The sequence below is a fragment of the Novosphingobium mississippiense genome (assembly GCF_044029535.1).
GTDB lineage: Bacteria > Pseudomonadota > Alphaproteobacteria > Sphingomonadales > Sphingomonadaceae > Novosphingobium.
The window spans coordinates 1,499,699-1,525,803 of the sequence record NZ_CP147001.1 but is presented as its reverse complement, the minus strand read 5'-3'; the positions used below and the strand labels follow the sequence as shown (position 1 = coordinate 1,525,803).

The window sequence follows — 26,105 nt, the reverse complement described above, 5'->3', positions numbered from 1 at the left end:
AATGAACGACGAGACCAGTGGCTGCCCGCGTGACCCGGTGATCCGGGTCACGGCGATGCCGGCCGATGCCAACGCCTATGGCGACATCTTCGGCGGCTGGCTGATGAGCCAGATGGACATGGGCGCCGGTCTGATCGCCGCCCGTCGTTCGCGCGGCCGCGCGGTCACCGTTGCCATGGACGGCATGCAGTTTCATCTCCCTGTAAAGGTAGGTGACGAAGTGTCGGTCTATGGCGAGATCAAGCGGCTTGGCCGCACTTCGATGACGATCGCCATCGAGGCATGGCGCCGCCATCGGCACGAAGAAGAAGAAGTGAAGGTGACGCAGGCCGTGTTCACCTTCGTCGCGGTGAACGAATTCGGCAAACCGCGCGTCATCGATCAGGAGAAGTAAGACAGTGGCTGATACCTATGACGTCATCGTCCTCGGCTCGGGCCCCGGTGGCTATGTCGCGGCGATCCGTTCCGCGCAGCTTGGCCTGAAGACCGCCATCGTCGAGCGTGAACTGCTCGGCGGCATCTGCCTCAACTGGGGCTGCATCCCGACCAAGGCGCTGCTGCGCTCGGCCGAGGTGTTCCACCAGATGAAGCACGCCAAGAACTATGGCCTTGCGGCCGACAACATCACGGCCGACCTGAACGCGGTCGTCCAGCGTTCGCGCGGCGTTGCCAAGCAGCTGAATCAGGGCGTCACGCACCTGATGAAGAAGAACAAGATCGCCGTGCACATGGGCACCGGCAAGCTTGTGGCCCCCGGCAAGCTGGAAGTGACGGGCGAGAAGGGCACCGAAACCCTCTCCGCCAAGCACATCATCATCGCCACCGGCGCCCGCGCCCGCGATCTGCCCAACGCCAAGGCGGACGGCAACCGCGTGTGGACCTATCGCCACGCGATGACGCCGAAGGAAATGCCGACCAAGCTTCTGGTCATTGGATCGGGCGCGATCGGCATCGAATTCGCCAGCTTCTACAACGACATGGGCGTTGACGTCACCGTCGTGGAGATGATGGATCGCATCGTGCCGGTCGAGGATGCCGACGTTTCGGCGTTCCTCGAAAAGCAGCTGACCAAGCAGGGCATGAAGATCAAGACCGCCGCCAAGACCAGCGACATGGTCGTTGGCAAGGACGGCGTGAAGGTCACCATCACCGACAAGGCCGGCAAGGCCGAGACGGCGGAATTCAGCCACATGATCGTCGCCATCGGCATCGTGCCGAACGTCGAGAACATCGGCCTGGAAGACCTGGGCATCGAGCCCGACAAGCGCTTCCACATCAAGACCGACGATTACGGCCGCACCAACGTCAAGGGCGTCTGGGCCATTGGCGACTGCGTCGAAGGCCCATGGCTGGCCCACAAGGCAAGCCACGAAGGCGTCACCGCGGCTGAGGCGATTGCTCAGGAACTGGGCAACAAGGACGTCCATCCGCACGCGCTTGACCGCAACAACATTCCGGGCTGCACCTACTGCCACCCGCAGATCGCCTCGGTCGGCATGACCGAAGCGAAGGCGAAGGAAGCGGGCTACGAAGTGAAGGCCGGCACCTTCCCGTTCATCGGCAACGGCAAGGCCATCGCGCTGGGCGAGCCCGAGGGCTTCGTGAAGACGGTGTTCGATGCGAAGACCGGTGAACTACTGGGCGCCCACATGATCGGCGCGGAAGTGACCGAAATGATCCAGGGCTATGTCGTCGGCAAGACGCTGGAGACGACCGAAGCCGAACTGATGCAGACCGTGTTCCCGCACCCGACGATCTCGGAAGCGATGCACGAATCGGTTCTGGCAGCTTACGGCCGCGCGATTCACATCTGAGGCAGCGGCCTACTGCGAAAATGCGAAGGGCGGGCCTGAAAGGGCCCGCCCTTTTCGTTTGCAGGTGAGATGCTCAAGCGGCAGCGCGGGCGATGTGTTCGAAGACGGCGGTATGGAGCGGCTCTGCAAAGGCGCAGCCGATGGTGTTGCCGCTGGTCCAGCAGATTCGCGCGTTCAGCATCTGAAGGCCGGGAATGCGGATGCGCAGCGGCATGTCTTCGCGCGCATCGGGCAGCCAGGCGATGCGGAAGCCGCCGGGCGAAAGATCTTCCAACCGGGCGACTTTCCAGGGCCGGGTGCCCTGGCGCACTTCGCATAGCAGCGAAAGATCCACGCGTGCGCCGCGTTCAAGCTGATCCACGTCGTGGGGGGAAACGATTTGCAAGACAACCTCCGCCAAATGGACGGCTGTCTTGCAAGTTCCAGGCTTACCAAGGGGTTAGCACGGCCGGCAAATAGCGCCGAACCGGAGCGAACCCATCAGCCGAAAGTCTTGGAAAGCACCACCAGCGTGGGGTCTCCGGGGAACGATTCGGGCGTGAAGCCCTTGTCACGCTCAACTTCGATCGCGGCGCTGTTCTCACGGCTTTCGATGGACATCACCTTCCGGCAGCCGCGGGTCTGCGCCTGCTTGCCCAGGAAATCGAGCATGGCCCAGCCCACGCCCTTGCCCTTGTGATCGGCGCGCACGGAAATCGCCACTTCGGCGGTTTCCAGCGAATCATCGTAGGCAAGCACGCCGGACGCCACGATCTCTCCACTGGCCTTGTTCACCCCCAGCCACGATTCGGTGCGGAAGTGATCGGCCGTGACCAGCGGCGCGATCTGCTGTGCGCTCACCCGGTCGGCTGCCGCGAAGAAGCGGAAGCGCCGGTCTTCATCGGTCACCTGTTCGAAAAAGGATGTCAGATCCGCTTCGTCGCCCTCATTGGCGGGACGGACTTCGAGTTCAATGCCGGAACGGGTGGAAAGGGTGATGACGTCATTGAGGGACATGGACGAGACTCCGCAGAAAAGTGCTGGGTCGAGAAGTGCCGGTACCTTGGATCGTGGCGAGGGGCGTGGCCTTGATATGGATCAGTTCCATTCCCCTCATAATCCCGCCGCCGTGATCGCGGCGCGGGCCCGGGATAGCACAGGCCCCGTCGCATGTCGCCCATGGCCTCGCAGGCGCGCTTGCAAGTGCGCGAATGCGCTGCGTTTCGTCTCGACTGCGGGACACCGTTGGGCGGACGGAAATGCCGAATTGGCCCGTTGCAACTGGCACTCGTTCCGCCAATCTCTAATGTCTGTTGTCGAAGCGATTGCGCGCGCCTGCCAGATGCTGGCAGAAGGTCCGCAATTGCCGGAAAAGCTCCACCGGAGAGGAGAAATACATCATGGCCGAGGCCATCTATCCCGTGCCCGCGGAATGGGCGAAGAACGCCCTGATCGACGAGGCGCGCTATGTTGAGATGTACCAGCGCTCCATCGATGATCCCGATGGTTTCTGGCGCGAGGAAGCCCAGCGGCTCGACTGGATCAAGCCGTTCAGCGTCGTAAAGCAGACCAGCTTTTACGAGGCGGACTTCGGAATTTCCTGGTTCACCGACGGCACGCTGAACCTTTCCGCCAACTGTCTCGACCGGCACCTAAGTGCACGTGGCGATGACATTGCGATCCTTTGGGAGCCGGACGATCCGAAAAATCCGGAACGCCGCATCACCTATCGCCAGCTGCACGAATCGGTCTGCCGTTTCGCCAACCTGCTGAAGGCGCGGGACGTGAAGAAGGGCGATCGCGTCACCATCTACCTGCCGATGGTGCCCGAGGCTGCCGTCGCCATGTTGGCCTGCGCCCGCATCGGCGCGATCCATTCGATCGTCTTCGCCGGCTTCTCTCCCGACGCACTCGCCGGCCGCATCCAGGACTGCGACAGCCGCATCGTCCTTACCAGCGACGAGGGGCTGCGTGGCGGCAAGAAGGTTGCCCTCAAGGCCAATGTCGATGAAGCGCTGAAGGCCTGCCCCGGTGTGGAGAACGTGATCGTCCTTGCCCATACCGGCGCCGACGTGCCGAAGGTGGAGGGCCGCGATATCGACTGGGCTGCCGCCGTCGCCGAACAGTCCGCCGATTGCCCGCCCGAGGAGATGAATGCGGAAGATCCGCTGTTCATCCTCTACACCTCCGGCTCCACCGGCAAGCCGAAGGGGGTGCTGCACACCACCGGCGGCTATTCGGTCTGGGCCTCGATGACGCATGAGTACGTTTTCGATTATCGCCCTGGTCAGGTCTACTGGTGCGCCGCCGATGTCGGTTGGGTGACCGGCCATTCCTACGTCGTCTACGGCCCGCTGATGAACGGCGCGACCACGGTGATGTTCGAAGGCGTGCCGAATTTCCCGGACGCCAGCCGTTTCTGGCAGGTGGTCGACAAGTTCCAGGTGGAGATCTTCTACGGCGCCCCCACCGCGCTGCGTGCGCTGATGCGCGAGGGCGACGACTTCGTGAAGAAGACCAGCCGCAAAAGCCTGCGCCTGCTGGGTTCCGTGGGCGAACCGATCAATCCCGAGGCTTGGGAATGGTATCACAAGGTGGTGGGTGAGGGCCGCTGCCCGATCGTCGACACCTGGTGGCAGACCGAGACCGGCGGCGCCATGATCACTCCGCTGCCCGGTGCCACCGCGCTGAAGCCCGGTTCCGCCAGCAAGCCGCTCTTCGGCGTGAAGCCGATGCTGCTGGACAACGACGGCACCGTACTGGAGGGGGCGACCGACGGTTGCCTGGTCATCGCCGACAGCTGGCCGGGTCAGATGCGCACCGTCTGGGGCGATCACGATCGCTTCTTTCAGACCTATTTCACCACTTTCGCCGGCTATTACTTCACCGGCGACGGGTGCCGCCGCGATGAGGACGATTACTACTGGATCACCGGCCGCATCGATGACGTGATCAACGTTTCCGGCCACCGCATGGGCACGGCGGAGATCGAATCCGCCCTCGTTGCGCATCCCGCCGTTGCCGAAGCGGCGGTGGTGGGGATGCCGCATGAGATCAAGGGGCAGGGCATCTATGCCTTCGTCACCTGCAATGCCGAAATCGAGCCGGACGAGGCGCTGCGCAAGGAACTGATCCAGTGGGTCCGCCACGAGATCGGCCCGATCGCCACGCCGGACGTGATCCAGTTCGCGCCGGGCCTGCCCAAGACCCGTTCCGGCAAGATCATGCGCCGCATCCTGCGCAAGATCGGCGAGAACGATTTTTCGAACCTGGGCGATATCTCGACGCTGGCCGATCCCTCGGTGGTCGAAAACCTGATCGCCAATCGCCCGCAGCCGGCCACGGCATAAGTCGCGCCGCTTCATGCCCATGTTCCGGTCGTTCCGGGGCATGGGCAAGGCGCCGCCCGAAGAGCGGGTCGCGGCGCGATCTGCAATGTGAAGGAAGTGGTGACCCCGGCGCGATTCGAACGCGCGGCCTACAGATTAGGAATCTGTCGCTCTATCCGGCTGAGCTACGGGGCCACTGCGGTTTTGGCCGCATATGGAAAATGGCTACCCCTCCCTTGATGGGAAAATCGGGGGGCGGCCGAATTCCTTGGGCATTCCGATAACTACCCACCCCCTTCCGATCAATCCCGGATTGCACAATTGATGCCGTGCCATGCGATTTTTGGTGTGCAGTTGGGTTGATGTGACGGTGGAGGAGGCTGATCGGGCGCGCCTGGAGCAGTTTTCGTCCCGCTCCTGCGCTGTTTTAGGATCGCGTTCCATAGGTTGGGATGTATCTTGATTTCAGTCAGTCTGACGGCCATGATCATCGCGCCTGCTGGTGCCAAAAATGCAATCAACGGCATGACGGCAAGCGGTCGGGACGACCTGAGACGGCGGATTGTTGGTCACCAGCGAAGCTTAACCGATTAAGTTTTTGCAACTTTGCATCCGGTTTAACTTCTGAACGTTGTAGCTTGTGTGCAATCTCGCCTTGCATTCGTTAGTGCGGCATTCGGGACAAATGTGGTGGGCTCACTAGATAAAAACCGGTATGGTAATCACGATGATGGCGCGGCTTACATCAGTGAGAGCGTTTTTCATCATAGGCTTGATGCGATCGAGGAAAGGCTTTCCAGCCTTGTCGGTGGATTGCAGTTCTTGGTGCCGACGCATCATGAACCTGATAGCGAGCAATATGTTCCAGACATTGTAGGGTTTCCGATCAATGTCGATGGATTGAGCCGCGCGCAACTGGGCAAGGCTGCCCGGCAGATCTATCGCAGCCGTCGCAAACGGGATGCGTTGATGCCCAGCCATCTATTCGGTGAGCCGGCCTGGGATCTTCTGCTGGATCTTTTCGCTTCCACTTGCGAGGGGCGCCGGATCTCGGTCACATCCGCTTGCGTCGCGTCTTCGGTCCCCTCCACGACAGCGCTGCGATGGATCGGGATCCTGATTGACGCGGGCATGGTCGTCCGGAGCGGGGATCAGAAGGATGGCAGGCGCACCTTCGTGAACCTTACCCCAAAAGGATATTCCATGATGGCCGAATATATTCGGAATTGTCTGAATATCTAAATATACCACGGGTGTGGGTCGTATTCCCGCGGTATGCATGTTAGCCTCCGGCACGCAGATGGAGGGTGACAATGGGTGGGCAAAAAATCTCGCTGGATGGTGCGCGAGATATTCTGGAACATTTGGAGAAAGCCCTGGCCCTACTGGATTTCGCCGGACAGCAGCGCATTGCCGTCCACGTCCAGATGGCTATCGATCTCTTGCAGGGATCCGTCGCTATAGAAGCGGCGCCGAATGGAACGGCGCCGATCGTCCCTTGATCGCGGCTCACTCCGCTATCAGACACCCTATGCTGCGCACCGGGATCCCTTATCCAGCGACATTTCGAATTTGTTTGCGCATTCAATGAAAATCGCGTGATCGCGGCAGGATCCGCACGTTTCGGGGATGGCGGGCGGTAGAGCCGGGGCCCTTCTCGCGCGGGTGGCTTGGATGGTCGATCTCGTCGCCGCGTTCGTGGTCGAACTTGGCTTTTTGGGTGTGCGACAGCATGTCCAGGGTATCGGTGGCGTCGGTGATGGTCTTGACGATCAGGTGAACGACGTCCTCCTTGCTGCGTTGCACTTCCCCCTCGATCACCATCAGGCGGGCCGCCATCAGGGCGCGGCGCTGCGGTTCCATTTCGCGCGCCCAGAGCAGCGCGTTGACCACGCCGGTCTCATCCTCGATCGTGATGAAGATGGCATTGCCCTTGCCCGGCCGCTGGCGCACCAGCACCACGCCGGCCACCTGCACTTTCGTGCCGTCGCGCGCGGCATTGACCGTGGCGCAATTCGCCACGCCCCGACGCGCGAAATGATCGCGCAGGAATTGCATCGGGTGGCCTTTCAGCGAAAGCCGCTGCGTCTGGTAATCGGCAAGAACCTCTTCCGATGGCGACATCGCGGGAAGCGGGGCTTCCGGTTCCTTGCCCAGTTCGGGGCTGTCCAGCGCGGCGAACAGCGGCAATTGCATGGGGGGGACGCGGCGGCTTTCCCAACCCGCCTCGCGCCGGCTCTGCCCCAGCGACCCCAGTGCATCGCCATCCGCCAGCAGGCGAAGCGCGCGGGCGGGCAGTTCCGCGCGGCGGGCGATGTCCTCCATGGAGGAGATGGGGCGTTCGGCGCGTTTCGCTTTCAGCTTTTCCGCCCATTCCTCTCGGAAACCGTCGATCTGCCGCAGCCCCAGGCGCAGGATGCGTTCGCCTTCCAGCGTGTTGTCCCATTCGCTGGCGTTGACGTCGATCGGGCGCACTTCGACGCCATGCTCCTGCGCGTCGCGCACCAGTTGGGCGGGGGCGTAGAAGCCCATGGGCTGGCTGTTGAGCAGGGCGCAGGTGAACACCGCCGGATAATGGCACTTCAGCCATGACGAGACATAGGCCAGCCAGGCAAAGGCCTGCGCGTGGCTTTCGGGAAAGCCGTATTCGCCGAAGCCCTTGATCTGTTCGAAGCAGCGTTCGGCAAATTCGCGGGGGTAGCCTCGGCTCACCATGCCCTCGATCAGCCGGGGTTGATAATGATGGACGGTGCCGTTGTGGCGGAACGTGGCCATGGCGCGGCGCAACCCGTCCGCTTCGGCCGGGGTGAACCCGGCCGCGACCATGGCCAGTTTCATCGCCTGTTCCTGGAACAGCGGTACGCCCAGCGTTCTTTCGAGAACGCTCTCCATCTCACCCTTCGGGCCCGGAAAAACGACCTCTTCCTCCTTATTGCGGCGCCGTAGGTAGGGGTGGACCATGCCGCCCTGGATCGGGCCGGGGCGGACGATGGCGACCTGAATGACCAGATCGTAGAGTTCGGCCGGTTTCATGCGCGGCAGCATGGATATCTGGGCGCGGCTTTCGACCTGGAAGGTGCCGATGCTGTCTCCCTTCTGGAGCATCTTGTAGGTGCCCTCATCTTCCTGCGGGACGGTGGCCAGCGTCAGGTCTTGCAGGCGATGATCGCGCAGCAGGTCGAAGCTCTTGCGGATCGCGGTCAACATGCCGAGCGCCAGCACGTCGACTTTCATCAGGCCAAGGGATTCGAGGTCATCCTTGTCCCACTCGATGAATGTGCGGTCTTCCATCGCGGCATTGTGGATCGGGACCAGTTCCTCCAGCGGTCCCTCGCTCAACACGAAGCCGCCGACATGCTGGGAGAGATGGCGCGGGAATTCGAGCAATTGGCCGACCATGTCGCGCAGGCGTGCGAGTTCGGGGTTGTCAGGATCGTATCCGGCCTCGGCAAGACGGCTTTCGGGCAGTTCCTCTCCGCCCCAGCTTCCCCAGATCGTGCCGGAAAGGCGGCTCGTCACGTCCTCCGTCAGGCCGAGCGCCTTGCCAACCTCACGAATGGCGCTGCGTTGGCGATAGCGGATTACGGTGGCGGCGATACCCGCCCGATGGCGGCCGTATCGGTCGTAGATATACTGGATGACTTCCTCGCGCCGTTGATGCTCGAAATCGACGTCAATATCCGGTGGCTCGTCGCGCTCTTCGGACAGGAAGCGGGAGAACAGCAGCTTTTCCCGCACCGGATCGATGGGGGTTACGCCCAGCAGGTAGCAGACCAGCGAATTGGCCGCCGATCCGCGACCCTGGCAGAGGATCGGCGGCTCCAGGCTGCGGGCATAGCGCACGATGTCGTGGACGGTCAGGAAGTAACAGGCGTAGTTCTTGCTCCGGATCAGCCGGAATTCCTCATCAAGGACGGCCCGGTATTCCTGTGGCAACCCCTCCGGGAAACGGGCCTTCGCGCCCTCGGTCACGAGCTGTTCGAGCCAGTCCTGCGGCTGCCAGCCTTCGGGCACAGGCTCGTGCGGGTATTCGTAGACAAGCTGGTCCAGCGTGAAGGCGATGCAGTCCTGCAGATCCTGCGTGGCCGTCAGCGCATCGGGGCAGGCGCGAAACAGGCGCGCGATTTCCACCGGGGGCTTCAGGTGCCGCTCTGCATTGGGGGCAAGGCGGCGACCGGCAGTCTGGATCGTCACACCCTCGCGGATGCAGGTGAGAACGTCCTGCATCGGCCTGTCGTCGGGAAAGGCGTAGAGGGCATCATTGGTGGCGATCAACGGCACTCCGGTTTGTGCGGAAAGCGCCATGCGCTGGGCCAGACGTCGGGCATCGCTTCCCCCGCGCGGCATGCCGGCGGCAAGCCAGAGCCTAGGCGCCGCTGCGCGCAGGGATTCGAGCAGGGCGGCGTCGCCATCCATCGCGATCAGCGCCATGCCCTGCGCATGGGCCAGCAGGTCCGGCAGGTTCAGGATGCAATTGCCCTTTTCCGCGCGCAGATTGCCCTTGGTGAGCAGGCGCGTCAGCCGGCCCCAGCCATGGCGGGTCATGGGATAGGCGACGATATCGGGCGTGCCATCGGCAAAGACCAGCCGGGCGCCGACGATCAGCCGGAACCCGCTGCAAAGGCCGCCCAGTTCCTTCCACGCCCTTTGCGCGCGGGCGACGCCAGCCACGGTGTTGCGATCGGCGATGCCGATGCCGGTCATGCCCAGCGCATGGGCGCGGGCCACCATAGCTTCGGCATGCGATGCGCCGCGCAGGAAGCTGAAGTTGCTGGCGGCCACCGGTTCCATGAAAAGCGGCGGATCGATCATGGGAACAGGCCGTGAAGATACCACTTCGGGTTGGGCGTCTCTTCGAACAGGCCATGGCGGAAGAGCCAGTAGCGCCGGCCCTGCGCATCCTCGATCCGATAGTAGTCGCGGGTCGGCTGTTTGCCTTCGACAAGGTGGCCGGTCCGCTTGCGCCACCATTCCGCGCCGATCCGCTCCGGCCCTTCGGCCAGGCGGACTTCATGGAGTTTACCCTTCCAGCGGAAGCGCTGCGGCGGGCCATCGGGCACGCCGGCGATCACATCCACCGGCTGCGGTGGATCGAGCAGCAGCGCCGGGCGCGGCAACAGAACTTCCTCTACGGGCCAGTCCGCTGCCTTTGCCTCTCTTGCGGGCAGCAGTCTTTGCGCGACTTCGGGCAAATGCCGGTCGCAAGACGTCAAGCGGAGGACGCGATTGGGGCCGAGGCGGACGCTGAGCCGGTCGATCAGCGCGGAAAGGTCGTCGCTCGCTTCCTCGCGCGAACCTTCCAGCGCCATCTGCCGGGCGGCCAGCGGCTCGGTGCGGGAGACCGCCAGTTCGATCGAATCGAAGCCGAAACCGGGATCGAGCGGGTCCGACAGGGTGTCGATCCGCTCATGCAGCAGCCGCAGGACGATTGCCGGATCGCGTTCGGGCCGGCCGGTATCGACCACCAGCCGACGCCGCGCATTGTCGCTGCGGCATAGGGTGACGGCGAAACGGCGGCCGCCAAGCTGGCGCGCCTCCATGTCCCGTGCGGCCTGTTCCAGCAAATCCTCCACGGCATCGAGCGCGTCGTCGGTGCGGATGAGCGGTTCGGGAAAGCGGGTTTCCAGCCGGATCGGCGCGGAGATGCGGCGCGGAGCGATCGGGCTGGCAGCCTCGCCCAGGATCTGGCGCAGGCGGGTAACCATCTCCTCCCCGAAGCGCGCGGCCAGCGTCTGCATCGGACGGCGGGAGAGATCGCCGATCCGCTGCAGCCCCGCGCGGCGGAGGGCGGCCAGGGCATCCTCGGGCAGTTCCAGAGCCGAGACCGGAAGCGCCTGCACGTCTCCGTTCCTGGCACCATTCCCGCCGCCATGTCGTGCCAATGCTCGGGCGGCCGTGGCGTTCGGGCCGGCGGCGTAGCGCGCGGTATGGCCCGCCAGCGCCATGGCCTGTCGCGCCAGCTCGCCTTCTCCGCCGAACAGATGCGTGCAGCCGGTTACGTCCAGCACGATGCCGTCGGGCGGATCGGCCGCGACCATCGGGGTGAAGCGCACCATCGCCCTGACCAGCCGGTCAAGCTCCCGCGCGTCGAGCACCGGATCGGCCGGCTTGGTCACGAGCGTGGGGCAGCGCGCCCGCGCGTCGGCAAGCGTCATGCCGGTTTCCAGCCCCGCCTTTACGGCGAAGGCATCCACGGCGGATAGGCGCAGGGCATTGCCGGTGCGCGATACGAGGGCGAGTGGGTCAGGCGGCGCGAGGATAGTCAGGCCCGCCGCCATCCGCACCCTCTCGCACGCGAAATAGGGGAACCACAGCGCCAGGCACTGGCGCGACGTCGCCTCCATTTTCGTCCCTGTCCCTGCCTTCGTCCGTATTCCGGAATGTTCCATGATCCGTATTCCATTCCAGCCGCCAACTGCGGCCTGCGGCCCCTCCACGCCAGCGCAGCAGCCGTGCCTCCATCGCGGGCCATCCGGGCGCATCGGCTTCCAGCGGGATGGAAGGAGCGCTGGAGATGGACCAGCGCGTCTGCGCGGCGCTGGATCGCGGCTCGGCATCCTGGCGCAGCACGATCACCCGATTGCGCGATTGTTCCGCCGCCAGGGCGAGCCTTCGGCTGGCAGTCAGGTCGTACTTCGCGAAAGTCCCCTGCGTTTCCAGCAGGACCAGTTCCACCCCCGGGCAGCGGGCGGCTTCAAGTCCGGCGCGCAGGAGGTCGAGTTCGTTTTCGGTTTCCACCAGAAGCAGGCGGGCAGGCCGCATCCCCAGCAGAGCCAATCCCTGTCCATTGGGCACGGCGCGCGGCGATGTGCGCGACATGCGCACAAGTACGACCGCGCCGTTCGGATCAAGGCCGCTGCGGTTCAATGCAAAGGCGAGGGCGGTCGCCCGGTCGTTTCCGCCTGCGTGGATTTCGTGCAAGTGGCCCGCGTCCAGCGCGGGCAAGGCGCCGCCATCGGCCTGCGGGAGGCGTTCGATGACCTTTTCGGCCAGTTTGAAGGTCTTGACCGCCATGATCCGAATCGCTCAATTGTTCACTATATGTTCCATACTCCAACATGCGCGGCTTGCCAAACGGGGGCGTCCCTGTCTGCCCGGGAAATTCCCGCTGGCGGCCGCCATCGTTCTGGAAAGACGCGTTATTTGATGGATGGCCTTGGGCGCTGTCGCCAGCAGGCGTCAGCGCCCTGCCGAGAATGCCGTGGTGACGGTGGCGCCCATCGCGGCCAGCATCGTCGATCCATGGCTCTTTCCATCCAGCGAGAGGTGCTCCGCCTCCGCGCCGCGCCTCTGCCAGCGGGTGACGAGCGCTTCCGCCGCAGCCCCGCCATGATCGTCGAAGTCATTGCCCTGCATGCCGTTGACCACCAGCAGCCGCGCCTTCAGGCAGGGATCGGCCCTGCGCTCGCCAGCAGCCAGGCTGCCGCCGCCATACCAGAGCGAGGGGCTTACCGCGACGACCGTCGAGTAGGGCCTGCCGGTGAACATGGCGTGCAGCGCCAGTAGCCCGCCGAAGCCATGCCCCGCCAGCGTCTGGCGCGCGGGATCGAGATGCCAGCGGCCCTCTACCAGTGGGCGGAACACCTCATCGATCAGATCGAGGAAGCGCTCCGCCCCACCGGTTGGAAGTCCGCATGCAGGAAAGCCGTTAGGGATCGCGTAGCCGGGAGAGGGCGGTGTGTAGTCTTCCACACGCCGATCGCGGTGGCCGGATTCGATGGCGACGATCACGCCCTTGCCGATTTCCGGATGCACGTCGGCAAAGCGCCGGGCCGTCATCGTGGCGATGGCGAAGTTGTCTTCCCCGTCCAGCAGCCAGAGCACCGGCCACCCTTGTGCGGGCGGCTCGCCCACGGGCCAGGAGACCAGCAGGCGGTAAAGATGGCCATCGGGGGCGGGAACGATCTGCACGTCGGAATGCGGCAATGTCCATTCGGCGGTGCCGAGCGGGCCGGCCGACAGCAGGGCGAGCAGCGGCTCCAGGCCAAGGCTGGGCTTCATTTTGACGCCCCCGGTTGCGGGTGCTGTTGCAGGATGATGGTCTGGTGGCAGCACGAAAGGACTGCATGCGCGAGGGAAAGGGGCGTGATGACAGTCTTGGCTTTCATGGTCATGATTCCCCTCGGCTTTGATCTCGGATGGTATGCTAATGCAAGTCATTCGCAACAACAAGCCTTTGGAGGTGATCTGCCGGGAAATGTCGATAGGTCGCGCGGCGGCGAAATTGTGTGACTTGCATCACATGCACCCATGATTGCGCCGTATGGGATGGATCGCCATTGAAGCTTCATTTCCAGCCGTTAACGCCCCGATCGTGAAATCGCTTCAGGGCTCAGGGGAAATGGCAATGAAATTCGGTATTTGCATCGCGACATTGATGGCGGGCACGGCACTGGCCGGCATTCCGGGCGCGGCGTTTGCCGAAGAGGCTGCCGCACCGGCAGATGCCGCGAATGCTGCCGACGGCAATTCGAACCAGATCGTCGTCACCGCACAGAAAGTGGAACAGCGCGCGGTGGACGTGCCGATCACCCTGTCCGTCGCCAGCGGAGAGCGCATGCGCCAGCTTGGCGTGACCGATCTGGGCGAGCTTTCGGCCTATGTTCCCGGTCTGAACATCCAGATCCAGAGCGCCAATAACCCCGGCTTCGTGATCCGCGGCATCACGTCCGACAGCGGATCGGCGCAGCAGGGGCCGCGCGTGACGCTGTATTACAACGGCATAGACATCTCCCGCTCGCGCGGGGCCTATCAGGGCAACTACGATCTTGACCGCATCGAAGTGGTGAAGGGGCCGCAGGCGACGCTGTTCGGCACGGCCGCCACGATCGGCGCGATCAGCCTGGTTTCCGCCAAGCCGCAGCCCGGCCTTTCGGCGGAAGTGACGGGCGGCTACGGCAACCTGAACGCCTATCGCCTGGAAGGCTTCGTCAACGCCGGCAATGACGTGATCGCCGGGCGCATCGCCTGGCAGTGGAAGAAGCGTGACGGCTATGTGAAGAACCTGGCACCGGATCAGGACGATCTCTATGCGCAGGACCAGCTTGGCCTGCGCGGATCGCTGCGCTTCACGCCCACCAGCAACTTCACCACCGATCTTGTCTTCACGTACGATCGCCAGCGCAATTCGGGCACGCCGTTCCTGTCGAAAGATCTGGGCTCTACGGCCGTGGATGGCCTCTATGGCCCCGCCTACCTTGGCGGATCGCCCTATTCGGCGCAGGTTCTGGGCAGCGACAAGCTGGGCCTCCACCGCGACGTCTATGACGTGAACCTCACCGCCAGCTGGGATTTTGCGGACGGCTGGAACTTCACTACCGTCAACGGCTATCGCCATTTCGACGCACTGGAAGTGTTCGATGCCGACGGATCGGCCGCGTGGTATCTGGAATTCGCCGAACGCGCCAAGGGCTGGCAGGCAAGCCACGAAGGCCGCTTCACTTACAGCGACGACCAGTGGCGGGCCTCGTTCGGGTGGAACTATTTCATCGAGGACAGCTACCAGTACGTGCCGTTCTCCTCGGAAGTGGGCACTTACCTTCAGTGCACGGCGAACCTCATCCCGGCGCTGGGTTGCGTGAATTCGTCCAACGTGGCCACCGGATCGCTGGCCACCTCCTACCTGACGGGCGGCGCCTATGCCGCTGTTCCCTATACCAGCTGGTATGAGAACAAGGGTCGCAACCAGTCGTGGTCGATGTTCGGAGACGTTACCTTCAAGCCGGTGCCGCAGCTTGAACTGACCGCCGGCGCGCGTCTGCTGATCGAGAAGCGCCGTTCGGGCTATGCCGCCTACCAGCCCGACGCCCCGGTCTATGGCCAGCCGCTGCTGCCGCTGGTCGATACCGATGGCCAGACCTACTATGCGCAGCGCTCCTATGCCGCCGTGCTGCCGCGCTTCAACGCGCTTTATCACCTGACGCCGAACTTCAACCTCTACGCCACGATCTCCGAAGGTCGCCGCTCACCGGTGGTGCAGCTTTCGGCCGCTGCCGGGCCGGTTGCCGATCTCGACCTGATCCGGGCGGAGACGGTGTGGAACTACGAAGCGGGCATCAAGGGTTCGGCGGGCATCTTCTCCGGATCGCTGGGCGTCTACTATGACGATTACAGCAACTTCCAGGTCTCGGTGATCGAGAACGGGCAGGCCGTTACCCGCAGCGCAGGTTCGGCATCGAACCTGGGCGTAGAAGCCGAACTGGAAGCGAAGTTCACCGATTGGCTGAGCGCCTTCGGCAACGTGGGCTTCATCAGCGGCGGCATCGACGACAATGCCTCCAATGGCGCCTACGCGGGCGACCAGTTCCGCCTTCAGCCCAAGTGGCAGTGGGCGGCGGGCTTCAACCTGAACGTGCCGGTCACCCAGAACACCAGCGTGTTCCTGACGCCCAGCGTGACCTACCGCAGCAAGATCTACTTCGAAATCCCGAACACGGAACTCATCAGCCAGGATGCGGTGACCTTGGTGAACGTGCGCGGCGGCGTCTCGTTCATGGACGGGCGCTTCCAGGTCGCGGGCTTTGCGCGCAACTTGGGCAACGAGAAGTACCTGCTGGATGCCGGCAACACCGGCGGTTCGTTCGGCCACCCGACCTTCATTCCCGCCGAGCCGCGTACTTACGGCATCGAATTCACCGCGCGTTACTGACCTTCAGCCGACAGGACATACCCCCGATGACCTTCGCACTTGACCGCCGCCTTCTGATCAAGGCCGGCGCCCTTGGCCTTGCCGCGCTTTCGACGCCCGGCGTTGCCCAGATCCTGACCGCGCGCGGTTTCACCCATGGCGTTGCCAGCGGTGAGCCTTCCGCGAACTCCGTGCTGCTGTGGACGCGCTATGTCGGCAGTGCTGAAACCAAGCTGCGCTGCGAACTTGCGGAGGACGATGGCTTTCGCAAGGTAGTGAGCGGGGGTGAGGTTGTGGCCTCGCCCGCCCGCGACAACTGCGCCAAGCTGGTGGTGGCCGGATTGCAGCCGGGCAGGTGGTACTTCTACCGCTTCATCGCGCCCGATGGTACGATGAGCGAGGTTGGCCGCACCCGCACCTTGCCGGTGGGCGAAGTGAACCGCTTCGGCATCGGCCTGTTCTCCTGCTCGAACATGCCGTTCGGCTGGTTCAACGCCTATGCCCACGCCGCCGCGCGGGACGATCTGGACCTGATGGTCCACGTCGGCGACTACTTCTACGAATACAAGCTGGGCGAATATCCCGATCATCCGATGGCGGGCCGCCCGATCGAACCGGCGAACGAGATCGTCAGCCTGGCCGACTATCGCCTGCGCTATGCCAGCTATCGCCTCGATCCGGACTTGCGCGCGCTCCATCGCCGTTTCCCGATGATCGCGCAGTGGGACGATCACGAATTCGCCAACGACGCCTACAAGGACGGTGCCGAAAACCACCAGCCGGAAACCGAAGGCCCGTGGTCCGTGCGCAAGGCGGCGGCGGAGAAGGCCTATCGCGAATGGATGCCGATCTCCGACGCGGACTGGAGCAGCTATGAGATCGGTTCGCTGGCCACGCTGTTCCGGCCGGAAACGCGCGTCTCCTCACGCATGAAGCAGCTGGACCTTGGCTCTGCCTTCGTGGGCCAGCAGGATGTGGCCAAGGCATTGCTGGCGTTCCGCGATGGGCCCTGGATGTCGGCCGACCGCACGCTGATGGGCGCGACGCAGGAGGACTGGCTCTACAAGGGCTTTGCCGCGTCGGCCAAGGCGGGCAAGCGCTGGCAGATTTTGGCCCAGCAGATCGTCATGGGTTCGCTGAAATCACCCGCCGCTCTGGCCGATTTCGTTCCCGCTGGCGGCGATCCGAAGGTGCGCGGCGCACTGATGGCGGCCGCGGCCGCTGCCAAGGTGGGCCTGCCATTCAACATGGATTCGTGGGATGGCTATCCGGCTGCACGCGAACGCCTGCTGAAAGCCGCACGGGAGGCCGACTGCAACCTTGTCGTGCTTTCGGGCGACAGCCACAACGCCTGGGGTAACGAACTTTCCAGCAGCGGCGCGGCCGTGGGCGTGGAATATGCCGGGCACTCGGTCACTTCGCCGGGCTACGAAGCTTATCTGCCCGGCGCCGCACCCAGCGCGCTGGCCGGGGCGATGCGTCAGGCCAATCCGGGGCTGGCATTCACCGATGTCAGCCGCCGCGGCTATGTCTCGCTGGACGTTACGCCCGATCATGTGCGCGGCACCTGGCACTTCATGTCGACCATTGCAGAGCGGACGACCGCCAACACCGACAGCACCACGCTGGCCGTCAAATGGGGCGAGCGGCGCTTTGCCAAGGCCTGAAAACTCCGCCGAAACGGCCTGAAATTTACCGAGCGGGACGGTTGACGCGGGGGCAGTCACCGTCCCACAGAGTGCCGGTTTTCCAATTCCCGCAAGGATCCCCCACATGTCCGATTCCGATCCGAAGTCCGGCAATCCCGACCGCCGCGATTTCCTGGGTGGCCTTGCCGCCGCGCTGGGCGCTGCTGCCGTTGCCGGCAGCGCGACTGAAACCGCCGAAGCGAAACCCGCCAAGGGATCGTCCGCGCGCCCGGTCAGCGATGCCAAGCTGCATGCGGCGATCGACACGGTGGTGGTGATCTTCGCGGAGAACCGCAGTTTCAACAACCTCTTCGCAGACTTCCCGGGCCTTCAGCAACCGCTGTCGCAAGTGCCGGCCGAGCGCACCCGCCAGCGGGACCGTGACGGATCGGTGATGGAAAAGCTGCCCAAGGTCTGGGAAGGCCTGGTGCCCTCCAAGCAAGTGGTGGAGCACACCGAATACCAGATCGGGCCGGACGATCTTGCGCCGATCCCGAATGGCCCCTTCGCGCTGAAGACGCCGGAAGGCGATCCGCTGCCGCATGGCCTCGTCACCCGCGATCTGGTCCACGCGTTCTACCACAACCAGATGCAGATCAACGGCGGCGCCAACGATCAGTTCGTCGCCTGGGGGGACAGCGGCGCACTGGTCATGGGCCATTACGGCGACATGCGCGCCCAGCTTCGCCTCTGGCAGATCGCGCGGGAGTTCACGCTCTGCGACAACTTCTTCATGGGTGCCTTCGGTGGTTCGTTCCTCAACCACCAATACCTGATCTGCGCGCAGCCGCCGTTCTATCCCGATGCGGACAAGAGCCCGGCCGCGAAGAAGATCGCCAAGCTGGAAGGCAGCGACCCCAAGGGCACGCGCCTGAAGCGCGATCCCAAGACCCCCGCCAGCGCCATCGACGGCCCGCCGGTATTCGGCCCCAGCACGCTTTCGCCCGACTTCTGGGCGGTCAACACGATGCTGCCGCCTTACGCGCCGACGTATGAGCTGGACCCGGACAAGCCGGGTTATGCCAACGCCGCCAGCGGCAGCACGCTGGTGCCGCAGAAGCACAAGACCATCGGCGACATGCTCTCGGCCAAGGGCGTGGACTGGGCCTGGTACGCCGGCGGCTGGAATGCCGCGCAGGAAGGGCACATGAACGATGCCTCGTTCCCATCGCGCCCTAACTTCCAGCCGCATCACCAGCCCTTCAACTATTACGACCGCTTCGCCCCCGGCACGGCCGACCGCGCGAAATTCCTGCGTGACGGTGGCGAGGGCAGCACCGCGCGCACCAACAAGTTCCTGGCCGATGCTGCGGCGGGCAAGCTTCCGGCGGTCAGCTATTACAAGCCGCAGGGCAACCTCAACATGCATGCCGGCTATTCGGACATCGACGCGGGTGACCGGCATATCGCCGCCGTCATCGATGCCCTGCGCGAAAGCCCGCAGTGGGACAAGATGCTGATCGTCGTGACTTTCGACGAGAACGGCGGCTGGTGGGATCACGTCGCCCCGCCGAAGGGCGACCGCTGGGGACCGGGTACGCGCATTCCTGCCGTGATCGTTTCGCCTCACGCGAAGAAAGGCACCGTCGATCACACGATCTATGATACCGGCTCCATCGCCCGTTTCATCACCCGCCGCTTCGGTCTGGAGAAGTTGGAAGGCCTGAAGATGCGCGAGGATGCGATGCTGGCAGCGGGTGGTGTGGCACCGGGAGACCTGACCGGTGCGCTTGATATTGCCTGAGGGCGCCTGAACTTTTCGGCGGCGCACCAAAACAGGTGCGCCGCCCCTGCGAATGCGACAGAGTGTTGACATCGGGGGCGATTCTCGTCGTCCTCGGCAACAGAACCTTCGGGCAAAATCGCATTCAGGGCAGGGCAGTTTCCATGAGGCATATCCTTCTTACCGTGGCGTCGCTCGGCGCCATCGCGCTAACTTCGACTTCCGCACAGGCCGCGCCCAAGGCGTATCCCGATGCCGAGGCGCACGTGCTTGACATGGCCAAGAAGGCCATCGCCCTGCGTTCGGTGGAAGGGGAGGGCAACCAGACCCCGCAAGTGGCCGAACTGTTCAAGCAGCGCCTGATCGAAGCGGGCTGGAGCGCCAGCGATATCGAGATCGTGCCCTACAAGGACACCGCCTATCTGATCGCCACCTGGAAGGGCAGCGATCCGTCGCTGAAGCCGCTGGTCGTTTCCGCGCACATGGATGTGGTGGAAGCCAAGGCGGCCGATTGGCAGCGCGATCCCTTCACCCCGGTGGTGGAAAACGGCTACCTCTTCGGGCGCGGCGCCAGCGACACCAAGTTCGAAGCGGTGCTGGCGATGGAATCGATGATCCAGCTGCGCAAGGAAGGCTTCAAGCCCAAGCGTTCGCTGGTCATCGCCTATTCGGGCGATGAGGAAACCACGATGGCGACCTCCAAGCTGATCGCGGATAAGCTGAAGAACGCCGAACTCGTGCTCAATGTCGATGGCTCATCGGGCACCCTGTCCGAAGAGACCGGCAAGCCGCTCTACTGGACCTGGCAAGGCGCCGAGAAGACCTACATCGATTACCAGATCGAAGTGACCAACCCCGGCGGCCACAGCTCGGCCCCGCGTCCGGACAATGCCATCGTCCAGCTTTCCGAAGTGCTGACGCGCATCGGCGCCTACAAGTTCAAGCCCGAACTCAACGACGTGACCCGCGCCTACTGGACCGAGGCGGCCAAGCTGGAAGCCGATCCGAAGAAAGCCAAGGCGATGCGCGATTTCGCGGCCAATCCCAACGATCCCGCCGCGCTGGAAGTGCTGCGCGCCGATCCGGCAACCGTGGGCCGCGTCAGCACGACTTGCGTGCCGACCATGCTGTCGGGCGGTCACGCGCGCAACGCCCTGCCGCAGCGCGCCACCGCCAACATCAACTGCCGCATCTTCCCCGGCCACACGCGTGAGGAGATCATGGCCGAACTGGAAAAGGTGGCCGCGATGCCCGCCGCCAAGTTCAGCGACGTGACGGGTGACGATTTCCACCATGGCCCCGGCCTCGCCGATGCGGCCCGATTTCGTGGCCGCCGCGCGCAAGGCGGTGACGGCGGCCTGGGGGCCGGTGCCGATCATCCCCTCGCAGGCGTCGGGCGCATCGGATTCGATGTGGTATCGCGCGGTCGGCGTGCCCAGCTATGGTGCCAGCGCCTCGATGATGAAGGATTCGGACGAGTTCGCGCATGGCCTGAACGAGCGGATCTCGCTGATCAACATCCGCCCCGGCCTTACCTACTACCTGTCGATGTACAAGGATCTGGCGAGCAAGTGAGCATGAACGGGGCGAAGCGCGGCGCGCTTCTGGCAGGTATCATGGCGGGCGTTCTGGCAACGCCCGCCATCGCGGACACGCTCTACGTCCGTGCCGGGCGGTTGATCGACGTTGACTACCAGACCACGCGCACCGGCCAGTGCGTGACGGTGACCGACGGCCGCGTCACGCGCATCGAAGCCTGCGGCAAGACGCCTTCGGGCGCGAAGGACGTGGACTGGTCGAACTACACGGTGCTGCCGGGGCTGATCGACTTGCACACGCATCTTGCCGATGCCGGGCAGAGCGCGGACGTGGCGGCGCCCTACCGCACTTCGCCCCAGCTTACCGCGCTGATCGGCGCGCGTAATGCCAAGGTAACGCTGGAGGCTGGCTTCACCACCGTGCGCGATGTCGGCACCTATCGCGGGCTCACCGATGTCGCCCTGCGCGATGCCATTGCGGCGGGCGACGTGCCGGGGCCGCGGATGTTCGTGGCGGGTGCCTATATCACCAAGCCGGGCGGCGGCGGCGAACTCAACGGCGTGATCCCCAACGATCAGCTTCCGGCCGACATGCGCTACGGCGTGGTGCGCAACGCGCAGGACGCGCATGACAAGGCCGAGTTCCTGTTCCAGCAGGGCGCCGATTTCATCAAGATGATCGCCACCGGCGCGGTCCTCGCCATCGGCACCGAGCCGGGGCAGGTGGAACTGACCGAGGACGAGATGCGGGCGGCGGTGGCCGTGGCCAAGGAGCATCACTCCTACGCGACGGCCCATGCCCACGGCGCGGAAGGGATCAAGGCGGCGATCCGCTCGGGCGTCCATTCGATCGAACATGCCAGCCTGATCGATGACGAGGGGCTGCAGATGGCCAAGGATGCCGGCGTCTGGCTGGTGATGGACATCTACGACGGTGACTGGATCGACCAGCAGGGCACCAAGGAAGGCTGGCCCGCCGAATATCTGCGCAAGAACCGGGAGACCACGCAGACCCAGCGCGACGGGTTCGAGAAAGCCGTGAAGATGGGCGTGAAGCTGGGCTTTGGAACCGATGCCGGCGTCTATCCGCACGGCCTGAACGCCCGCCAGTTCGCCTACATGGTGAAATACGGCATGACGCCCATGCAGGCGATCCGTGCCGCCACCATCGACGCGGCGACGTTGATCGGCCACGAAAACGAATTGGGGTCGATCGCGCTGGGCAAGTATGGAGACATGATCGCGGTCCAGGGCGATCCCCTGCGCGACATCAGCGTGCTGGAAAACGTCTCCCACGTGATGAAAGCGGGTGTGCTCGAAAAGTAGCTGAGGTCTGAGCGTTTTCTAATCAGGTGGAATCACCTGATGACTCGGAAAACGCGATAAACCAAAAACTTAGAGCAGTTGATCCAATGCAATTGGATCAACTGCTCTAGGCTGCCATCAGGCGCCCGCCGCTCAGCACGCGGGCCGGGCCGGGCGCCGCCCGCACCATGGCGGTGCCGATCAGGATCACCGCCAGCAGCACGATCAGCGGCTGGGCCAGCAGATAGAGCGGGTAGAGCGGCGTGCCCAATTTGCCGAACAGTGCGCCCAGCAGCGGCCCGCCCAGCCAGATCAGGATCAGGTGAGAGCAGAACAGGAAGAACGCGAACGGCTCGATCCGCAACAGGAACGCGCGGGCGGGGCTGTCAGACAAGGCCCATGACAGGCGCCAGTACGTCACCGCCGCGGCAATCCTGACGGCGAGGTCCAGCGTGGTGGCCGAAGGCGTAGCCGGATCGATGTCCAGGTGAAGCGTGCCATAGAGCTGGATGCAGGTCAGCGCCGCGAACGGGACAATGGCCATGGCCAGCGGCCATGCGGCAATGCGATCGGCCACGTGGCCCCGGCGCGCCAGAATGCCGAGAAGGAAGAAGAACGGGATCGACGCGCGCATGAACACCGGCGCCCCCAGGCCCAGGATCTGGCAGATCGCGGCAATCGAGGCGAGGGCGATCAGCCAGGGATTGGCAAGGCGCACCAGCAGCGGCGCGGCCAGCATGCAGACGAACAGGTCGCGCAGGAATGGCATCTGCACGTTCACGTCCGGATTGCGGCTGGCGACGAAGACTTCCTCGAACACCCAGCCCAGCGAATGCGGTGTAGGGGCGGGCAGGTTCAGCAGCCACGCGGTGCCCGATACGAACAACAGGGCCAGCACGTTCCACAACACCATCGGCAGCAGGATCGTCCGCGCCTTGCGCGCCACGTGCGAAGGCCAGTCCCGCGTGCGGTTGGATGAAGCGACCAGCCAGCCGGATATCAGGCCCAGCAACGGAACCGCGCTGCGCCCGAACACATCCATCAGCACCCAGCGCAAGTCTTCCTGCGGGCTGCCCTTGGCCAGTTGCAGATCGTAACCGGTCAAGCCGGTCCATGCATGGACGTAGACGACGCCGAGGATGCAGATGACCCGAGCGATCGAAATCGCGGCGGACTTGCGCGACGCATCGGCGATGAAGGTTCTGGACAAACGCTAATCCGGGCAGTTGGCGACCTTGCCGGTTACCTGAGGGTGTTCGCCGGCAATGCCAACCGAATAGGGGGTGAACTGCCCTCGAAGCCGGACGGGTCGGGCTTCGAGGGCAGTTCCACCATCAATGGAAGCGGCCGAAACGGCCCTTGTCCGCAATTACCTCATGCGCGCAGTTGTGCCCGGGGGCACCCGTCACGCCGCCGCCGGGGTGGCTGCCGGACCCGCACATGTAAAGGCCCTTGATCGGCCCGCGATAGGCGCCGTGGCCCAGCACCGGCCGTGCCGACCACATCTGGTCCAACGTCAGGTTGCCGTGCATGATGTCACCGCCGACAAGGCCGAACTTGCGCTCCAGCCCCTTCGGGCTGAGCACCTGCCGGCCAAGGATCGAGGCACGGAAGCCGGGCGCATATTCCTCCACCGTAGCGATGATGGTGTCGGCCGCCTTGTCCTCTTCGGCATCCCAGTCGCGGCCGTCTGGCAGTTCCGGTGCGAATTGCTGGCAGAACAGACTGGCGACATGCTGGCCTTCGGGCGCAAGGCTGTCGTCCACGGTGGAGGGGATCAGCATCTCCACGATCGGCTTCTTCGACCAGCCATGGGTCTTCGCGTCCAGGAAGGCGCGGTCCATGTAATCGAGCGTCGGCGCAATGATGATGCCGGACTGGTGATGCTCCCCCGGCTCCGGCAGGCAGGTGAACTTCGGCAGTTCGGAAAGCGCCACGTTCATGCGGAAGGTGCCGCTGCCTGCCTTGAAGCCTTTCATGCGCCGCTGGAAATCGGGATTGAGGTCGCTCTGCGCGATCATCTTGCCGTAGAGCAGCTTGGGCCCGACATTGGCGATGACGCGCGTTGCCGCAATCTCCTCGCCGCTTTCCAGTCGCACGCCGGCAACCTTGCCGCCATCGACCAGCACCTGATCCACCGGGCTTTCCAGGCTGATCTCCACGCCCAGTTTGCGGCAGACTTCGCCCATGATCCGGGTGATATTGCCCATGCCACCGACCGAATGACCCCAGGCGCCCTTCTTGCCGTTCACTTCGCCGAAGACGTGGTGCAGCAGGACATAGGCACTGCCCGGCGTATCGGGCGAGGCATAGTTGCCGACTACCGCGTCGAAACCGAAAGCGGCCTTCACTGCCTCGCTCTCGAACCAGCCGTCCAGCAGCGATCGGGCGGACTTGGTGAAGAGGTCCAGCACATCGCGCTGTGCCTCGATCGAGAGGCCGGCCAGCTTGCGGCCCTGAAGCGCCGCGTCGATCAGTCCGCGCCAGCCGTCGCCCGCATTGGGCGGCGACTTCAGGGCCAGATCTCGCAGCACTTCGGCCACGACTTCCAGCGAATCGTAATAAGCCGGCAGCACTTCGGCATCGTGCGCGGAGAAGCGGCGGAATTCGGCCTGCGTACGCTCCAGCCCGCCGCCCAGCTTCAGATAGCCACCGTCTTCCTGCGGCAGCAAGTTGGAGATCGGCCGTTCGATCACGCGGTAGCCATGCTCGGCCAACCGCATGTCGGCGATCACCTTGGGCTGGAGCAAACTGACGGTGTAGCTGGCCACCGAGTTGCGGAAACCGGGGTGGAATTCTTCCGTCACCGCCGCGCCGCCCACCACGTCGCGGCGTTCCAGGATGCGAACCTTCAGCCCGGCACGGGCGAGATAGAACGCACAGACGAGGCCGTTGTGGCCGCCGCCGATGATGACTGCATCGTATTTCTGGGTCATTTTTGGCTCCAGCCGGATGCGGGCCGCTCACTCTGGCGGGCCTCTGGGATCAGTTCGCGGATGCGCTTGCAGAAGTGGCGCAGGCACACTTCCTTGTCGGACAGCGGCCCGACGGAGAATGTGCGGGAGGCCATGCCCGCCTGCACGCGGGTGATGAGCTGCGTATCCTCGGCATTGACCTGCCGATTGATCCGCCAGTTGAGATAACGCGCGGCGCGCATCTCGCGGCGATCATCGGGCAGGACGTAGCTGATTTCGCGGATCATGCAGGTTTCCGGCCCGGTCGGCAGCCACTGCATGAAATCGACCTGATCGGGGTAGATGTCGAAGGCGACGCCGGGCCAGAGCTTGAAATAGAGCCAGTGGCGTTGCCGGTCTTCGGGCAGGTGCGGCACCGGCGGCAGCAGGCGCTGGTACATCCGTTCGGACCAGTTGGACGAGGGCGCGTCCATCAGATCGCCCCACATGCGATCGACATGGCGCTCTGCCTCCACGCCGTAGCTGCGGCCGAACAGGCGGGTGAGGCCGGGATGGGCCACGGGGATGTGCAGGCCGTCCGAATAGTTGTCGCCCACGTTCTTCCAGTTCACCGCGCGCGGGCGCATGGTCACGCGGCCAAGGGCCTTCAGATCCTCGAACCGGTAGGGGGCGACCATCTCCTCGTAAGGGGCCATCATCTGCGCGATCGAGGGGCCGCCGTCATCCACCAGGCGCACGAAGATGAAGCCGCGCCAGACTTCGATGTCCACCGGGGAAAGGCCGTGGCTGGCCTTGTCGAAATCGGGATAGCTCTGGCTGTCGGGCACGCCGGTCAGGCGGCCGTCGAGATCGTAGACCCAGGCGTGATAAGGGCAGACCAGCTTCTTCGCGCAACCGCTTGCACCGTCTACCACGCGCGATCCGCGATGCCGGCAGACATTGGCGAAGGCGCGCAACTGGCGGTCGTTGCCGCGCACGACGATCACGCTTTCGCCGATATACTCCAGTGTGTGCCAGTCGCCGACATTGGGCACATCGCTCTCGTGACAGACGACCTGCCAGCTTGGGGCGAAGACGCGCTCCTTCTCCACCGCCATGAATTCGGGGTCGGAATAAGTCCAGGCCGGCAGGCTCCAACCATCGAGCGGATCGTTTTCCGCGAAATCCTTGAGCTGCGTTGCCATGGG

General features: G+C 64.2%; 20 protein-coding genes, 1 tRNA gene and 1 pseudogene. 12 read left to right on the top strand and 10 right to left on the bottom strand.

The features are described from left to right. Position 1 precedes the first annotated feature (1 nt). Positions 2–394, top strand: a complete 393-nt coding sequence (locus tag WBP06_RS07130; RefSeq protein WP_395333243.1) for an acyl-CoA thioesterase — start codon at positions 2–4, stop codon at positions 392–394. 4 nt (positions 395–398) lie between these two features. Beyond that, positions 399–1,814, top strand: a complete 1,416-nt coding sequence (gene lpdA, locus WBP06_RS07125; RefSeq protein WP_395333241.1) for a dihydrolipoyl dehydrogenase — start codon at positions 399–401, stop codon at positions 1,812–1,814. A gap of 73 nt (positions 1,815–1,887) precedes the next feature. On the opposite strand, the gene WBP06_RS07120 is transcribed toward lpdA, so the two are convergent. Together WBP06_RS07120 and WBP06_RS07115 are read right to left on the bottom strand one after the other, a co-directional pair. Next, a complete protein-coding gene (locus tag WBP06_RS07120; RefSeq protein ID WP_395333239.1) occupies positions 1,888–2,199 on the bottom strand; it encodes a PilZ domain-containing protein in 312 nt (103 codons plus the stop codon). Between the two features lie 95 nt (positions 2,200–2,294). Beyond that, entirely contained in the window at positions 2,295–2,810 is a 516-nt protein-coding gene (locus WBP06_RS07115) for a GNAT family N-acetyltransferase (protein ID WP_395333237.1), read from the bottom strand. Positions 2,811–3,193: 383 nt separating this feature from the next. On the opposite strand from WBP06_RS07115, the gene acs reads away from it, so the two are divergent. Further along, positions 3,194–5,143, top strand: coding sequence for an acetate--CoA ligase (gene acs, locus WBP06_RS07110; RefSeq protein WP_395333235.1), 1,950 nt, complete (start codon positions 3,194–3,196; stop codon positions 5,141–5,143). 97 nt (positions 5,144–5,240) lie between these two features. Here acs and WBP06_RS07105 read toward each other — a convergent pair. After that, a tRNA-Arg gene (locus WBP06_RS07105) sits at positions 5,241–5,317 on the bottom strand. Between the two features lie 495 nt (positions 5,318–5,812). On the opposite strand from WBP06_RS07105, the gene WBP06_RS07100 reads away from it, so the two are divergent. Further along, complete coding sequence (locus WBP06_RS07100) at positions 5,813–6,364, top strand: winged helix DNA-binding protein (RefSeq protein ID WP_395333233.1); 552 nt, start codon at positions 5,813–5,815, stop codon at positions 6,362–6,364. Positions 6,365–6,435: 71 nt separating this feature from the next. Then, positions 6,436–6,624 carry a hypothetical protein gene (locus tag WBP06_RS07095; RefSeq protein WP_395333230.1) on the top strand — a complete coding sequence of 63 codons (189 nt, stop codon included), beginning with the start codon at positions 6,436–6,438 and terminating at the stop codon, positions 6,622–6,624. An 82-nt stretch (positions 6,625–6,706) separates the two neighbouring features. On the opposite strand, the gene WBP06_RS07090 is transcribed toward WBP06_RS07095, so the two are convergent. The 4 genes from WBP06_RS07090 to WBP06_RS07075 all read right to left on the bottom strand — a co-directional run bounded on the left by WBP06_RS07090 (position 6,707) and on the right by WBP06_RS07075 (position 13,123). Beyond that, the gene (locus WBP06_RS07090) at positions 6,707–9,934 is read right to left on the bottom strand and encodes an error-prone DNA polymerase (RefSeq protein ID WP_395333227.1); all 3,228 of its coding nucleotides are present in this window, start codon (positions 9,932–9,934) and stop codon (positions 6,707–6,709) included. After that, positions 9,931–11,466 (bottom strand): Y-family DNA polymerase, encoded by a 1,536-nt coding sequence (locus WBP06_RS07085; RefSeq protein WP_395333225.1) that lies wholly within the window; start codon positions 11,464–11,466, stop codon positions 9,931–9,933. The genes WBP06_RS07090 and WBP06_RS07085 overlap by 4 nt, the downstream gene beginning before the upstream one ends. Beyond that, a complete protein-coding gene (locus WBP06_RS07080) occupies positions 11,366–12,136 on the bottom strand; it encodes an ImuA family protein (RefSeq protein ID WP_395333223.1) in 771 nt (256 codons plus the stop codon). Before WBP06_RS07080 ends, WBP06_RS07085 begins: the two co-directional genes overlap by 101 nt. A 165-nt stretch (positions 12,137–12,301) precedes the next feature. Next, positions 12,302–13,123 (bottom strand): alpha/beta hydrolase, encoded by an 822-nt coding sequence (locus WBP06_RS07075; RefSeq protein ID WP_395333221.1) that lies wholly within the window; start codon positions 13,121–13,123, stop codon positions 12,302–12,304. A gap of 84 nt (positions 13,124–13,207) precedes the next feature. Between WBP06_RS07075 and WBP06_RS07070 the strand changes: the two genes are divergently transcribed. The 7 genes and pseudogenes from WBP06_RS07070 (at position 13,208) to WBP06_RS07040 (ending at position 22,024) form a co-directional block, all read left to right on the top strand. After that, positions 13,208–13,354 (top strand): hypothetical protein, encoded by a 147-nt coding sequence (locus WBP06_RS07070; RefSeq protein WP_395333219.1) that lies wholly within the window; start codon positions 13,208–13,210, stop codon positions 13,352–13,354. A gap of 115 nt (positions 13,355–13,469) precedes the next feature. Then, positions 13,470–15,770 (top strand): TonB-dependent receptor, encoded by a 2,301-nt coding sequence (locus tag WBP06_RS07065; protein ID WP_395333217.1) that lies wholly within the window; start codon positions 13,470–13,472, stop codon positions 15,768–15,770. A gap of 26 nt (positions 15,771–15,796) precedes the next feature. Next, positions 15,797–17,416, top strand: coding sequence for an alkaline phosphatase D family protein (locus tag WBP06_RS07060; RefSeq protein ID WP_395333214.1), 1,620 nt, complete (start codon positions 15,797–15,799; stop codon positions 17,414–17,416). A 106-nt stretch (positions 17,417–17,522) separates the two neighbouring features. Then, complete coding sequence (gene acpA / locus WBP06_RS07055) at positions 17,523–19,181, top strand: acid phosphatase (protein WP_395333212.1); 1,659 nt, start codon at positions 17,523–17,525, stop codon at positions 19,179–19,181. 143 nt (positions 19,182–19,324) lie between these two features. Next, a pseudogene (locus WBP06_RS07050) lies at positions 19,325–20,377 on the top strand (M20/M25/M40 family metallo-hydrolase); the annotation flags it as partial. Between the two features lie 76 nt (positions 20,378–20,453). After that, entirely contained in the window at positions 20,454–20,735 is a 282-nt protein-coding gene (locus tag WBP06_RS07045) for a M20/M25/M40 family metallo-hydrolase (protein ID WP_395334075.1), read from the top strand. A gap of 2 nt (positions 20,736–20,737) precedes the next feature. Continuing rightward, positions 20,738–22,024 (top strand): amidohydrolase family protein, encoded by a 1,287-nt coding sequence (locus WBP06_RS07040; protein WP_395334073.1) that lies wholly within the window; start codon positions 20,738–20,740, stop codon positions 22,022–22,024. 106 nt (positions 22,025–22,130) lie between these two features. Here WBP06_RS07040 and WBP06_RS07035 read toward each other — a convergent pair whose 3' ends face one another. The 3 genes from WBP06_RS07035 to WBP06_RS07025 form a co-directional block, all read right to left on the bottom strand. Next, entirely contained in the window at positions 22,131–23,213 is a 1,083-nt protein-coding gene (locus tag WBP06_RS07035) for an acyltransferase (RefSeq protein WP_395333210.1), read from the bottom strand. Between the two features lie 124 nt (positions 23,214–23,337). Continuing rightward, the gene (locus WBP06_RS07030) at positions 23,338–24,939 is read right to left on the bottom strand and encodes a phytoene desaturase family protein (RefSeq protein WP_395333208.1); all 1,602 of its coding nucleotides are present in this window, start codon (positions 24,937–24,939) and stop codon (positions 23,338–23,340) included. Continuing rightward, the gene (locus WBP06_RS07025) at positions 24,936–26,102 is read right to left on the bottom strand and encodes an aromatic ring-hydroxylating dioxygenase subunit alpha (RefSeq protein WP_395333206.1); all 1,167 of its coding nucleotides are present in this window, start codon (positions 26,100–26,102) and stop codon (positions 24,936–24,938) included. The genes WBP06_RS07030 and WBP06_RS07025 overlap by 4 nt, the downstream gene beginning before the upstream one ends. Positions 26,103–26,105 lie beyond the last annotated feature (3 nt).

Coding starts and splice junctions, on each gene's coding strand:
- WBP06_RS07130 (WP_395333243.1), top strand. CDS start 2: ATGAACGACGAGACCAGTGGCTGCCCGCGTGACCCGGTGATCCGGGTC.
- WBP06_RS07115 (WP_395333237.1), bottom strand. CDS start 2,810: ATGTCCCTCAATGACGTCATCACCCTTTCCACCCGTTCCGGCATTGAA.
- acs (WP_395333235.1), top strand. CDS start 3,194: ATGGCCGAGGCCATCTATCCCGTGCCCGCGGAATGGGCGAAGAACGCC.
- WBP06_RS07095 (WP_395333230.1), top strand. CDS start 6,436: ATGGGTGGGCAAAAAATCTCGCTGGATGGTGCGCGAGATATTCTGGAA.
- WBP06_RS07090 (WP_395333227.1), bottom strand. CDS start 9,934: ATGATCGATCCGCCGCTTTTCATGGAACCGGTGGCCGCCAGCAACTTC.
- WBP06_RS07085 (WP_395333225.1), bottom strand. CDS start 11,466: ATGGAGGCGACGTCGCGCCAGTGCCTGGCGCTGTGGTTCCCCTATTTC.
- WBP06_RS07080 (WP_395333223.1), bottom strand. CDS start 12,136: ATGGCGGTCAAGACCTTCAAACTGGCCGAAAAGGTCATCGAACGCCTC.
- WBP06_RS07075 (WP_395333221.1), bottom strand. CDS start 13,123: ATGAAGCCCAGCCTTGGCCTGGAGCCGCTGCTCGCCCTGCTGTCGGCC.
- WBP06_RS07065 (WP_395333217.1), top strand. CDS start 13,470: ATGAAATTCGGTATTTGCATCGCGACATTGATGGCGGGCACGGCACTG.
- WBP06_RS07060 (WP_395333214.1), top strand. CDS start 15,797: ATGACCTTCGCACTTGACCGCCGCCTTCTGATCAAGGCCGGCGCCCTT.
- acpA (WP_395333212.1), top strand. CDS start 17,523: ATGTCCGATTCCGATCCGAAGTCCGGCAATCCCGACCGCCGCGATTTC.
- WBP06_RS07045 (WP_395334075.1), top strand. CDS start 20,454: ATGGCCCCGGCCTCGCCGATGCGGCCCGATTTCGTGGCCGCCGCGCGC.
- WBP06_RS07040 (WP_395334073.1), top strand. CDS start 20,738: ATGAACGGGGCGAAGCGCGGCGCGCTTCTGGCAGGTATCATGGCGGGC.
- WBP06_RS07030 (WP_395333208.1), bottom strand. CDS start 24,939: ATGACCCAGAAATACGATGCAGTCATCATCGGCGGCGGCCACAACGGC.
- WBP06_RS07025 (WP_395333206.1), bottom strand. CDS start 26,102: ATGGCAACGCAGCTCAAGGATTTCGCGGAAAACGATCCGCTCGATGGT.